General features: G+C 53.6%; 8 protein-coding genes. 5 read left to right on the top strand and 3 right to left on the bottom strand.

All coding sequences use genetic code 11. The annotated features are described in order from the left end of the window. Positions 1-2 precede the first annotated feature (2 nt). A complete protein-coding gene (locus Pla22_RS21585; RefSeq protein WP_146516876.1) occupies positions 3-2126 on the top strand; it encodes a hypothetical protein in 2124 nt (707 codons plus the stop codon). Here Pla22_RS21585 and Pla22_RS21590 read toward each other — a convergent pair. Next, on the bottom strand, positions 2116-5283 hold the full coding sequence (locus Pla22_RS21590) for a protein kinase domain-containing protein (protein WP_146516877.1): 3168 nt from the start codon (positions 5281-5283) through the stop codon (positions 2116-2118). The two genes, Pla22_RS21585 and Pla22_RS21590, sit on opposite strands and share 11 nt — an antisense overlap. A 63-nt stretch (positions 5284-5346) precedes the next feature. Then, on the bottom strand, positions 5347-6672 hold the full coding sequence (locus tag Pla22_RS21595) for an ATP-binding protein (RefSeq protein ID WP_146516878.1): 1326 nt from the start codon (positions 6670-6672) through the stop codon (positions 5347-5349). 359 nt (positions 6673-7031) lie between these two features. Here Pla22_RS21595 and Pla22_RS21600 point away from each other — a divergent pair, with 359 nt between their 5' ends. From Pla22_RS21600 to Pla22_RS21610, 3 genes are all read left to right on the top strand, one after another. After that, a complete protein-coding gene (locus Pla22_RS21600; protein ID WP_146516879.1) occupies positions 7032-8153 on the top strand; it encodes an EAL domain-containing protein in 1122 nt (373 codons plus the stop codon). 246 nt (positions 8154-8399) lie between these two features. Next, on the top strand, positions 8400-9821 hold the full coding sequence (locus tag Pla22_RS21605; RefSeq protein WP_146516880.1) for a tetratricopeptide repeat protein: 1422 nt from the start codon (positions 8400-8402) through the stop codon (positions 9819-9821). A 62-nt stretch (positions 9822-9883) separates the two neighbouring features. Continuing rightward, on the top strand, positions 9884-11167 hold the full coding sequence (locus Pla22_RS21610) for a polysaccharide biosynthesis/export family protein (protein WP_242632238.1): 1284 nt from the start codon (positions 9884-9886) through the stop codon (positions 11165-11167). Between the two features lie 30 nt (positions 11168-11197). Here Pla22_RS21610 and Pla22_RS25405 read toward each other — a convergent pair whose 3' ends face one another. After that, positions 11198-11893 carry a BON domain-containing protein gene (locus Pla22_RS25405; protein ID WP_165440782.1) on the bottom strand — a complete coding sequence of 232 codons (696 nt, stop codon included), beginning with the start codon at positions 11891-11893 and terminating at the stop codon, positions 11198-11200. Between the two features lie 267 nt (positions 11894-12160). Here Pla22_RS25405 and Pla22_RS21620 point away from each other — a divergent pair, with 267 nt between their 5' ends. Continuing rightward, complete coding sequence (locus tag Pla22_RS21620; RefSeq protein ID WP_146516881.1) at positions 12161-14056, top strand: hypothetical protein; 1896 nt, start codon at positions 12161-12163, stop codon at positions 14054-14056. Positions 14057-14066 lie beyond the last annotated feature (10 nt).

Consider the following 14066-nt stretch of genomic DNA (forward strand, 5'->3'; position numbering starts at 1 on the left):
GCATGAACGGCACGAACAAAATTGCGAGCAACGGAAAGCGTATCGTTTTTTTGGTCGCTGCAATCCTCGTAGTTGGGATCACGATTCCGCTGATTGTTCGCGCTCCGGCGGTCAACCTAGCTGAAGGATTTTTTTTCGCTGTCCACCACGACCCTGATTTTGTTGTGATGTGCAACTCGATCGAATCACGGCCAGGTGTTACCGAGGCGTTAGTGATCGACCTCGAACGAGAAATTGCGACTCGTCCTATCGTGACGCAACACTTTCGCGCTCTGCATAGTGTCAACGAAAACGGATCTCTCAATTGCGTCGAGTTCCCTTCAAAATCGCGCAATGATCTTGAAGAAAATAACGCAAGGTGGTTGCTTATTGATCCGATATCGGGGGCGACGATTGATTCTCGCAACATGCGCCTTCCTTCGTCGGGCTTGCTCAACAGTTGCGGATCGTTGGTAGTGTATCGTGAAAACGGAAAGGTACATTTGGCTGATTTGAATTCGCCGACATCAGTCGTTGTCGATGAACAACTAATGATGCCTTCTGACCAAGTAAGCTGGATACCAGGGACGCACAATGTTCACACTATCCGTTGGCTCCCTTCTTCGAATAAGGACACCGCTTCGCTAGGTGTATCTGAACATCGATTGTTCGCGATAAGAGACATGAAATCGCCGGAACTGATTGCCAGTTGGCGGTCGGCCCCCATTGCGGAACCAAACTTCGGAGCACCGACCTCTGAAATCGCATACGTGAACTCAGCGATGGATAAGGTTGAAATTCGCTCGGGAATGACCGGCGAAGTAGTGCAAGAGTATCCCATTCCCAGCACGATCGACTTCGCCAGCTTTACCACTCCCGCGTTGCAACAAGGTTTGCTGTACACGGCCAGCGACTCTATCCTCCGTTCAAACATCTTCGATTACCGAAGCCAGGTGTGGCTACCAACCGATATAACTAAACTGCAGTTAGGAGATTGGCTGCCTTCAGCGAATCTTCGTTTCTGGCAGAGCAACGATGAAGCGCAGCGGAAGTATGTGTACGAAGGAGCGAGCGAAGAACCTCGCTGTTCGTTCGTTGCATCCGGGCGTCATGATTGGACGGGACTTTTTATTGACGCTGACCACGTCGCCGTATCGACTCGCTGCTTCGGTGGCTCGTTAGAAGTCTTTGATTCGCACACTGGTAAACGAGTAAAGACCTTCCGACCATTTCAGTGGGTCGCATGGTCTTTAATTGCTGTCTTAGTTGGCAGTACCTGGCTGGGTTGGGCGTGGTGCACCAGTCCAGTTTTCCAGACGACGCCACCCGGATTGACCTCCCTTGTGATGTTAGGGACTCCTTTATTGCTGTTTGCAGCAAGAGCACTGATCGTGGGGGACACCAGTAACACGGGCCGGTTGCCATACGCGTACTCGCAAGGAATAGCGACAGCCATGATCTCGCTAAGTGCAGTCTGGTTCGCTTTCGGACGCTCGGCCTGGACTCGTCGAGTGGCTCCGTTGGGCGTGATTGTCACGGTTGCAATTGGATTGATCTCTGTTTGCTTTCGCAACCAACCTGCCACTGCGTGGCAAGCAATTGCCAGCGTTACCTTCCCGGTCATCACCGCCCTCGCTTGGCTATTGACGCTAAGACTGTTTGGTTTTCGCATTACCAGGCGAAATCCATGCGACCTATCTACCAAGGGCGAGATTTCGACGCATCGCCGATGGCCCATTCGTGACTTGTTCCTGGTTACCGCAGTCGCATCAAGTCTCTTCGCGGTGATTCGGCCGATCTTATCCGATGCCGAAGAATTGACTCGCATCGCTTATCTGATTTGGCCGGTCGCCTACGTCAATTTGACATTGGCTTTGACGCTATGGCTTACCCTTGGAAAGTCAAAACGACTGTTCCTGGCAGTACTCATGACCATTGCCGTTTTGGGCATCGGCTTGGCCGCCGAACCACTCGCCGCGTTTATCCGAGTTGGCTCGTGGGATCAATGGTTAAGATGGCCCACGGTATCACGTGTCGTTGCGACTTACGGTGTCGCTTTAGCAATCAGCCTGATTCCGTTTCGCCTGCATGGTTACGTTCTAGCTCGGCCATTAAGGCCGGAGATCGCCAAACCAGTTACCACTTAACGTCGGATCGACTGGCAAGCCTTTCGGTCACTTGCTCATTACCGCCGCCGAGCACGGTAAGCCGCGCGATGATACTTTTGAGCTCGATACCTTGAGCTTCGTGGATCAACTTGGCGTCGGAACCGGGAATTACCGCAACCGTAACCGCACCTTCGTAGATTGATCGCAGTTGTGGTTCTAGCTGTCCCCGTTCGACTTCGTTGCTGACAATTAGAATCAAACGTTGCTTGCCACCCAACGCGAGCAGACCGGGACGAACGAGTTCTACAGCCTCCTCAATCGAAACGGGTGTATCCGCAAGACGATCCCCCACATCGGGAAGGTATTGCGTGGCTTCGATGGATCGTCCTGTAGGTTCATTCCGTTGGATAACGCAATGAGTTAGGTCAGGTTGCGAAACCGAACTGCCGATCGTACGATCCGCCCGAATGAAATGAGCTTCGCCGTGTTGTCGCACCAATGGGATGATGAGATCAATGGCGGCGGGTGTAATTTCATCAATCAAGAACCGAGCATCCACATTCGCAGCATGGTCATTGAGTGGACGAACAAGCAAGTTATTGACAGTAGTATCATGCAACTTCTTAAGAACTGCTGGATGCTGCTCTTGCATTTCGTCCGGCATTTCTTCCCACGGATTCTGGGCTGGCGCTTCGGATTTAGTTTCCATAATCGCGATGGCTAAAATTGCACCGAACCGCTCAAGTCTCTCTTCAAGGTGCTTGATGCTTGCGTCGAGATGATGAAGCTGTTCTTTAGCGATGATGCACGAGGCAATGTCGACAAACCGCTGCTGAACTGCTTGCGGCCCTACTTCATCGATGGCGACTGAATGATCGTCCAACTGTGGGAACGCGAGGCACACTTCGTCCGTTAGCGTAGCCAGCTTCTCGCGAATCAAACGCATGGTTTCGATAGAAGTCGCCAAGTCGATACGACGATTCGAAAGCCCAACCGAAATTTCACGATACAAGCTATTGATCCATCCAGCACACAACCAGTCCATTTCGCCACGATGGGACGACAACTCTAGCCACCAAGCGATCGCCTTCCCATCACTTGGAAAGTCTTCGCCCGGATGTTCGTGCATGTATTGTCCCTTGACCTGCGCGAGATAGGTCGAGAAACGAACTTGTTTTTCGGCGAAGTGGTCGAGAATTTGTTTCTTCACTGAATCGCTGTACAACCCGATCCGTCGCATCAACCGGTGAACCGATTCGTTGGCGGACTTGGATGCTTGAGCGGGATTTCCAAGCCAAGAAATCATCAGATCTCGAACCAATGCGGGTCCAAGTAGTTTTTCTTCCAAACGGTGGCAATCGCCCAGTGGGATAACACCAACGCTTCGGAATGCTGCGGCATGAACCTCTTGCTTTTCTTCGCTACTTGATTTGCGTGCTTCGGCTAGCAATTCGCCACACCCGTTGGCATTGGCCCACAAGTATTCCGCGATTGTATCGGACGGGCGTACTCCGTAACGACTGTCCTGGGATCCAGCGATCAAATACACGTTTCGTAATGGAGTGCGTGCCGCCGGGACACTTGGCCAGCCGGCTCCCTCGTCACCGGGATAGCCATTGCCCGCTTGCAGGAAGTGACCGATCTCTTTGATCGCTGCCTGAGTGTCGTGTAGCGCAATCGGGTGATGAGGATCCACGCGAAGCGGCGCTGTTGCGAGCAACGAAAGAATCTTGGTATCGGCTAGTCCGGCTTGATCCAAAAAATGTCTTAGCAGGTGAGCCACATCGATGAACATGCCGCTCGCGGTACCACCAGCGATCGACCCGACGATGTATACCAAAGGCATTCGACCTTCACTCGACTCGACCAACTGCTCAACTGACTTGGATAGTTTTTCTGCGACGACCGGCCCATGATCGACAAGGGCCAAACGCCCAAGCGGCCGCATTCCCTCGGTCGAACCGCTGCGAGGCACGTTGTAGATCCAACGTCTTGAGATGGTTTTTAATCGGTCGGTTCCGCTATCTCGATACTCGTTGGCGCTTTTTAGCGGCGTGTAGATTAGATTGCATTTCGATACTCGTTCGGACACCTCCGCGAGTCTCATCGAATGAATCGTCGCCATGTCCGTGTCGATGAGTGCACTGTGCAGCTCGATAGGGCTGACCGCCCGCAAGTCCGAGACGCGACGACGTAGTTCCCGCACGCACTCGGCACCCGTTCCGCCGATGGCGACGACGAGTACATTCTGCGTCACGTGCGACGACGAAGCTCCCGAATGAAGCCCGAGCTGCGGAAGGTCATCCACGGGAGCCTGAGCTGCGACTTCTAATGCGTTCTCGAGCGAGCTTTGTCCGCCGACGGATACTCGATTGACATTCCAGCCGTCTCGCAGCGCTTCCACGAATTCTCTGCAACTAGCAAACCGTCGGCTAGGATCTTTTTCCAAAGCGCGAGCTGCCACAACACGATCGGCCGGCGGCAGTGGTTCCAAGTTCGGCGCACTATGAACGTGCTGAGTCGCCAATTGAGCAATCGTGCGTCCGCTAAAGGGACGTGTACCGGTCAGCAACTCCTGGTACATGACCGCTAATGAGTACTGGTCGCTATGCAGGCTGGGTTTCCCGTCGAAAACTTCTGGCGGGGCATAAATGGGAGTCAATCCACCGACGACGCTGCAATCTACGTCGCGAAGGTCTTTCAACAACCCGAAGTCGGCAACCTTCACATGCCCACCAATCATCAGCAGATTGCCAGGCTTTACGTCGAGGTGCTGAAGCTGATACGACTTGTGAAGGTAGTCAAGTGCATCGGCCGCGTCTTGCAGATGCGACAGTAGAGTCACGCGAGGAATACCGCACGAACCATTATCGCGATAGCTCTTGAATACGTCTTCAAGCGAACCGTCGGCGAGCTCGGTAACGATCACCAATTGCTGATCAACAATTTCAAATCGCTCGAGTGTCAACAAGAACGGGTGGCGAACGCCTTTGATTCGTTCGAGCGATCGCAGTTCGCGAGTGGCGCGAGATTGATCATGACTGCCAAAGACGAACTTGCATGCTTTCTTCATCCCACCGGGCGCGCTGCAACGCCAAACTTCACCGAAGCCGCCACGACCAATAGTCTCTTCCAAGACATAGCCTGGCAGAGGCTCGTAGCCTGCTTCGATCGTTTTTACTGTTTTGGTGGACATGAATGTTTTTCCCCGATTGCCGTTCGTTCTTTTCGACAACTTTGATGAATAGGCGTGGTGGCCTTACAGTTGGCTAAAGTAACTACGGCAAGCTTGGTCTAAGTATTCCGGACGCAAGGTCATGGGAATCTTGCGGTAGCGACAGAAGTTGGCAACCTGATTGACTAGGTCACGCGGATGACAGCGACGCAAGTTGCGTCCTGAATCCTCATAGAACTTGAACAAGTGCTCGGCGGCTTCCGGCGTCGTGGGGAAACCCAGTGATTTGCAAACTTGGGTCATCAATCGACGATATTCTTCTTTGCCGGGGTCACCAACAAAGATCTTGTACGGCACTCGGCGAAGAAACGCCTCGTCAACCAGTTCGTCGGGATCAAGGTTTGTTGAGAAGATAATCAACTGCTCAAAAGGAATCTGAACCTTCTTACCGGTTGGCAGTGTGAGGTAGTCACACTTGTTTTCGAGTGGCACGATCCAACGGTTCAGCAGTTCTTCGGGTGCAATGCGTTGTCGACCAAAGTCATCGATCAGCAGACACCCGCAATTGCTCTTCATTTGCAACGGGGCTTCGCAGATGTTCGAACGTGAATCGTGACGAACTTCGAGGTTATCCATCACGAGTTCCCCGCCCACCACGACGGTGGGACGCTGAATCCGAATCCAACGCCGGTCCCATTCCTGAGCTTTCAAGATATTGCCGTCCGCCTCTGGAATGGGTGCAGGGCGATGGAAAGCGTCGTCTTGTAGTTTGATCAGGTTCCCGTCATCAAGAATTGCATGGGGAATCCAAATCTCTTGCCCGAGGCACTGAGTCAAACAACGCGCGATCGTGGTCTTGCCGTTTCCGGGAGGTCCAAACAGGAACAATCCGGTGTTGCTGTTGACCGCTGGGCCAATTTGGTCAAGCAAGTCGTCTTGATAGGAAATGCTCGAAAGGGCGTGCCTTAGTTGTTCACGATCAATCGGATCGAGGCCTGCCGCTTGAGCTTCAACGCTAAGCACGTAGTCGCTTAGTGGCACCGGCGCTGGACCAACATAGCTGCATTGACGCATGTGCGTCTGAGCTCGTTGCTGGCCAGCTTCAGTAAGAGAATAGTAGTAATCGTTGAACGCAGCAGGGCGAACATGGGAAAGCAGTTTTCGAGTCCGCAAAATATCCAGTAGCGGTTCGATCACTCGAAATGGCAGACCTGTCTTTTCCGACACGGTACGTCCGCTGATCGTACCAATGATGAGCACGGTCTTTAAAACCAGTGTTTCTATGAAAGACTCGCTGAGTCCAGTCTCGCCGAAATTTTGCGGCTGAGCAGGCCAGAACGTGTCGTCGGAAAGCAGGCCACCTAGAAGACTAGGCTCAAAGGAGTGCGTTTCGTTAGCGAGCGCGGTCATAACGATTGTGCTGTTATTGGTGGTGATGTCGGTGAGTGAGTGAGTTCGGAATATGGCGACAGAGATCGCCTCCTAAACTTTCGGATCGAACAAACCTAGCTCGCGATTAGGGGATGTAGGAAAATTACTGAGTGTTTGTGCATAACACTAAAACCTGACCTAGGTTTTCACGACGGATGGTCCGATCACCGACCACCAGCAATGCCGTACATCACTCCATGCTTAGACATTGCATCGAGAAAACCAACGCGTTCTGGCCCTGGTAGTTCGATTGAACCGTCTCGAAATAAAACACTTTCCCTCCCCGAATTCTTCGTGACCTGTTTGGAACTTCCCAGCGGGTCTATGGAATAGCTTGCATGTCATCCGTAAACAGCGTCGCCTTGGATCGTCTACGTCGCAGCACCGTCGTTACCGAAGACGTTTGGTTCCTCTCAGGCCCGACTCAGCCTGGGGAGGGCGTTATGCATGCGCCGATCGACGGCAATCCCTACATCATCGGGCGTAAAACAGGCGTTTCGATGAAGGTGCAATTTCGCACCGTCAGTGGTAACCATGCGGCCATGTGGGTTGAGTCCGGCAAGCTATACCTGCGCGATTTGGGTAGCACCAACGGCACCTATATCAATGGCAAACGCCTTGATGAAGGCGACACAATCACTGTTGCTGAAGAAGACCTTATCCACTTCGCCGAAGCACCGTTTCGCGTCCGTCGCCAATCGCACACGGGGATGACCAATGGAACAATCGCAGAAAACGTCTGCGATCAAGCTTTGGCTCTGGTTCAGTTTGATCGATTGATGAGCGAGCGTTTGGTCAAACCTCACTTTCAAACAATCGTGGACATGACCAACTCAGATTCCGTTGGTTTTGAGATTCTTGGCCGTGGTAGCGTTTTCGGCCTCGAGTCGGTTGGAGCAATGTTCCAAGCCGCCGAACAACTCAACTTAGAAGTCGAACTCAGTCGTTTGCTGCGTTGGGAAGGCATCCGTGTTGGACGCGATTTGCCGATGCATCCCACACTTTTCGTCAACACTCATCCGCGTGAAATGGAAGACATCGTTGGATTGATTGAGTCGCTGACCAATGTCCGCGAAATGACTGGAAACACCGACTTGGTTTTAGAGATTCACGAATCATCCGTTACCAACCCTACCATCATGCAATCGCTGCATGGTGCGCTCAATGACCTCAACATTCGATTGGCCTACGATGACTTTGGATCTGGCCAAGCTCGCTTAGCGGAATTGATTGAAGCTCGACCCGACTACGTCAAATTCGACATCTCTTTGATCCGAGCGATCGACAAAGCCAGCGACGAACGGCGACGAATGTTGGAAACGCTCGTTCGCATGGTGCGTGACTTAGAAATCTGTGCACTGGCCGAAGGAATTGAAACCGAAGAAGAAGCGAATGCTTGCACCGACCTCGGTTTCGACTTGGCCCAAGGCTACTACTTCGGCCGTCCATCACCAGCCTGACGCTTCGTGCACGGCCGGTGTCGTAAATCGGACGACATATCTCGGCACTTTAGAAGGGTGCCGCCCCAGCGACCGAGTGTTAAACCTTGACGGTTCTAACGAACAATCCGTCGGGTTCTAGCTGGAACGAACGTTCCGATTGGCTTTGGCCGTGATCATTGCTCCGATGATCCGATCTGTACGACATGGGAATGCCCCAATGCAGGGCATCCGTATTCACCTATGTCAAACATCGGGATCGGTTTCGTGAAACTGACTAAGCATAAGACTGCCAAACGACGAGCTTTGCTAAACCAGATCGCAGCCATTGCCGCATTCGGGATGATCAGCGGTGCGTCGGCGATGGCCCAAGACGCCAACATGCGTCCCACACGGCTTCCCCCGACAAAAAGCACCATCAACACGGCTTCCCCGGCAAGTGCGACACCGGCGGCCAATATTACTGCCAAGGCCAATGCCACCGCATTGTCGCATGATGCCGCACGATCGTCTCTGACCACTTCGGTCTCGTCGGTCAGCGCACCATCGAAGCGGTGGCTTAAAACGAGCACCTCCAACGCGACCCTTGTCAAAGCTCGGGCGATGATTGAGCAAGCGAGGGTGGAGTACGCATCGAAGGCCTGGGTATCCGCCGAGAACTCAGCTTGGCACGCGGTCCAACTATGTGCTCAGGCCATCGACCAAGACAACACTGAACCGGGTAGCGTTCTGGCGATCGATCAATTTCGAAAGGCTAAACTTGCCATCACCGAAGCGAGAGACTTTGGCGGCCTCTACGGTCCCGTCGATTCCGCCTCGGTCAAACGCATCGCCAAGGCGCATCAAACGAAGCTCCTTAGTCAGCATGGTGCGAGCGAGCTAACGGCTACGCAAGCGTCCGAATATTACCTTGACTACGCTCGCGTCGAGCTAGCTCAGATTGCAGCGGACAGCGTTGAGTCGGCCGAAGCAATGGACATGCTTGCGGCAACTTACTTGGCACGCGGCGACGAGAAATTACTGCCTAACGAAACATCCTTGTGCCTTCGCCGAGCTGCTCTGCAAGGTCAACCGCAAAACGCTGATTTGGCAGCACGACTGGGCGCGCAGTTAACCGACGTGGGATTGCTAGACGAAGCTCACTGGGCGTTGCAACACAGTCTCGGAATTTCCTATCAAACCGATACTGCCCAGCGACTCGCCACTGTCCTTCGCCGCAAGGGTGATACGCGTCAAGCGGATATCGTCTTGACCGAACTGCATCACAATACCGCAGCGGGTCCCACGTCGATTGCCGCTGCTGACCCGCGTGTTCCTGCGATCACCCGTTTGTCACCCGAGGAATTCGCTGCGTTGTCAGGTCCCGTTCAACAGCACCACAACGCGTCGATACAGTCGCCCAACAACATGGTGGCTGCGGCCCCAGCATCAGCACCAACCCCACAAACGGGTTCACTGCAAACGGGTTCACCGCAAAGCACGGCACCGACATTGGGCGCAACTAAATCAGACGCGTCATCAGGTATACGCAATCCCTTTCGATTCGCGGGTGCCCGCTTAAACGTTTCAGAAACTCAGGTGGCAACCACGCCAGCCGACGCGGATGCGTCATCAGCTCAGTCCACGGAAGAAACGAAGAAGCCAAACATGTTCCAACGTTGGTTCAGTACGTTTCGCAGAACACCCTAGTTCACCGTCAGTCCACCTGACGAAATCTCTCTGATACAGCCACTCAGCCAACGAAACCATTCATGTCCACAAAGCCTTACACGATCAAGAAGCGAGGAGTCTCCGATTTTACTTCCGCGCTGACGATGACGGCGGTGGCTTGTTTATGGCTATCAGCTTTGACGGTAAACGCATCGGCTCAAACGATCGCTGGCGGCACAGCGGCTAGTCCGACGGCGAGTTCCGATATGACCGTCGAAGCGTTTGCTCACACCAGGATTGTTGACGACAACTGCGGTTGCCAGAACATCGCCGGCGGTTACCCATGTCAAGGCGGTTGTCAGAAGTGCATGGTCGGCGTGGATTGTGCGTGCGGGTGTGGTTCGGAAACGCGATGGAGCGAGATGCGGCGCATGCCGTTCGATGCGTATGGTCCAGGCGGCTACGCCGGTCCATCACGATTGGCTCACCTCGGTCAGTATCGGCTGCGTCCTGGTGATCAGATCCAAGTGATTTATTTGATCACCCGGCGACAAAAGTCTGGCGCTTACCGATTGATGCCCGGCGACGAAGTATTGATCGAATCGATAAGCGATTCGGACTTGACTCGAGGCACTCTCGAAAACGGATTGGTCATACAACCCGACGGAACCATCACCGTCCGATTGCTTGGTCAAGTCAAAGCATCGGGAATGACCGTTGAGCAGTTGCGGGATCATCTCAACAGCGAATACAGCACGCTGTTGAAAGACCCAGCCATCGACGTTACCCCCGTCAAAACAAACACGCTAGCCGAAGACATCCGCAATGCGATTGGTGGCCAAGCTGGATTTTCGCAACAGACGCTCACCACCACCGTCATGCCCGACGGAAAGATCCGTTTGCCCGGTATCGGCGAAGTATGCGTTCAAGGCTTTTCCCTGAACCAACTCAAGCGTGAGATCAATCTTCGATATGACGAAATCGTCGTCGGCATCGAAACCGAACCGTTGCTTACCGAACAAGCGCCCCATTTTGTTCATGTGATGGGTCAGGTAGGACAACCTGGACGCGTTCAACTTGAAGGCCCGACCACGGTACTAAGTGCTTTGGCGTCCGCCGGCGGGCATCTGCCCGGGGGCAACATGCGGCAAGTCGTTGTTTTCCGACGAGCGGAAGATTGGAGGATGATTTCCACCATGCTTGACTTGCAAGGCGCGGTTTTAGGCAAACGCCCAACGCCAGCAGACGAAATCTGGTTACGTGACGGCGACGTGATTGTCGTTCCCGATAAGCCGATCACACGCTTCAACAACTGGGCAGCCCAGATCTTCACCGACGGCCTCTATCGGATCCTGCCTATCCAGATCGACAACGTGGATCTGTAGCGGCTCGCGACTGCGAATACCCGGCTGGGCTTAACGTCCACTAAAACCGGGTGCGGGTGCAACGACGCGAGTTCGATTATCGACGTGGCGAACACCAGGTTCTAAACGCATCAGAAGTTCACTCATGCGTCGGTCGCGTTCACTGCTGACCGTTCCGGTCACGATCGCGGTTTGACCTTCGATCACAACGTTAACGTTTTGCATGCCTGCACGTGCGGGAACTTGGTAAAGGTGCTGGCTGACTTGCCGCTGACTTTGCACGCTTGTAGTGGGTGATACTTCGATGGCCGATCGCAATCGAGTTCGAATCGCCGGCTGAGTGCTCTGACTTGAACCAAGACCCTGGCCGCCAAAGATACCGCCAAGGCCACCGAAACCGCCAAAGCCACCTCCGCCGCCAAGTCCACCAAAACCGCCACCACCACCGCCCGCGTTTCCCGTTGCGCCGACTCCTAAGTCGCTAAAGCTCGCACCGGTACCGGCCGTGGATCCAACGGTATCACCGCGTTGGACATTGGAAAATGCGTCATCGGCAGAACGTAGATTCCCAGAGGTGGCCCCTGTATTTCCGCCGGTGGTTTGGCCGCCCGTGTTGGTACCTCCGGAATTCGTACCGCCGTTATCCGTTCCGCCGTTTTGAGCATGAACAGTCGTGTTGGAACAGACGAATACCATCACGCTAGCAGCGACGAGGATACTTCGGACGCATTTCCTGTGGGACAACATAGCGATACCGAGCCTAAAAATTGACGGGTGGAGATTACCGGGGATAGTTGGCGAGCAGACGTCCCCAGTTTAGCCACCAACCACAGCATTCGCGAAGGAAAATCTGTGCTCAGCATGGCGCCAATTGGCAAGATTCTTACTTTTGTAACGAATAGTGCGGCAATGGCTGGTCGCCCCCGCCTAAAGCCAAGCTCGCCGCTTAGAATGCTGGACTCTGTACGCTAGTACTCAGCCTGATTTTTGCCGCATCAAACCTCAAGCACATCCATGACTCACCCTAAAACCGTCGTCTCACGACTCAGTCTTGTCGTCGCCTTCGCCCTAACGTGGACTTTGGCAACGCAGGCAACCGCGGCAGACGATGAGCGTTCGATTCCGGGCGCTCCGCACTTGCTGCCTCAAGACACGTTGGCCTACGTGCGTTTTGACAACATCGACGAAGTGCGAGAGGACTTCGCCACCACATCGATGGGCAAGATGTTGAACGACCCTGCGATGCGGCCGTTTGCGAGCGACACGTACCAGATGCTTAACGATCTGTTCGATCAAATTGGCCAGCAAATGGGAATCACGCTAGACGAGTTGCTTTCGATCCCGCACGGACAAGTCGCTGCAGCAGCGGTTCCCGGTAATTTGTCGCCCGAGCAAATTGAAATGATCGAAGCTGACTCAAAGGACGAGTCGCCTGAAGCTATTCAACGAAGACTGAAACGAAAACGACGAGACGCGAACGCCATCGCGGGATGGTTCATGATTGACGCTGGGAAAGACATTGAAAAGCTTCAAGGTTTGCTCGACGTTCTCGAAGCTGCCATGTACGAGCGAGACTATGTTCGTCGTGACGTTAAGATCGGTGACACGACTTTAGTACGACTCTTACCATCTCGTCCCGGTCGACCCGAAATTGAGTTTTTTGAACGTGACGAGACAGTGGTCCTGGGAATCGGACATGGAACGGCGTCGAAGTCATTAGATCTATGGGACAAGAAAAGCGATGAGCCGACGCTCGCTCAAAACGCTGACTTCGCTGCCATCATGTCGCGCTGCGTGGGAGCCGAAGACACTCGCCCTCAAACCACATTCTTCCTTGATCCCTATCACCTGATCGGCCGCTTGGTCAAGCGAGGTGGCGCCGCGGGGTTTGTATGGCCGATCATCGAAGAACTTGGGTTGGCAAAAATTCGCGGTGTCGGCGGTAGCTCATTTCAAGGCGGTGATACCTTCGAAGCCATCTCTCATTTGCACGTTCTGATCGATCCACCGCGAGACGGATTCTTCGGCGTGCTGCGGCCCAAGACCGGAGATTCGATGCCACCGTCATGGGTACCGCAAGAAGTGACAAGCTACACGTCAATCTATTGGGACTTCGACAAGACCTACCAAAACGTCGATAAGATCATGGAAAAGTTTCGTGGTCCCGAACCCTTGAATTCGATGGTCGAGCAACCCATCGAAAAGACGCTGGGCATTTCAGTCAAGAAAGAGATCGCTGAAACAATAGCGAATCGATACGTCGTGTGCCGCTGGATCGAGCCGCCAGCAAAAATCAACAGCCAAGTTCAATTGCATGCTCTCGAACTATCCGATGCTGCACGTGCCAAAGAGATCGTCGCCAAAGTGCGTGAACGCTTCCCCAATGTGATTGACGTCGACTCTTATGGCGGCAGTGTGGTCTATGAGTTTGCCAGGGCCAAGAACCGAAACATGCCTAAGGGCCTACGTCAGCCAGAACCTGGATTCATCATCTTGGATGATTGGATCATGTTCTCTGACTCTCGAAAGTTTCTTGAACGCATCATCGACGCTTCGGGCGAGCGATTGCCTCGATTGGTGAATGACCCGGACTACGAATTCGTCGGCAGCGAGCTGGGTGGAAAGCTAGACGGCGAAGATCCATTCATGGTTTCGTTTCTGAGAGGATCCGATTACGTTGGCCAAATCTATGACGTGATCCAATCGGATGACGCGAAACGGTTCTTGCGTTCAAAGAGTCAGAGCGACCCGCGGCTTGCACAGTTGCTGAAGTTGCTTGAAAAGAATGAACTTCCGCCGTTCGAGCAATTCAAGAAATACTTCGCTCCTAGCGGAACGTTCGCCTATGACGAGCCCACCGGCATACATTTGGGATCGTTCACGCTACGAGCAGAAACCAATTCGCCGTGACCAATTCGCC

It is taken from the genome of Rubripirellula amarantea (genome assembly GCF_007859865.1).
GTDB lineage: Bacteria > Planctomycetota > Planctomycetia > Pirellulales > Pirellulaceae > Rubripirellula > Rubripirellula amarantea.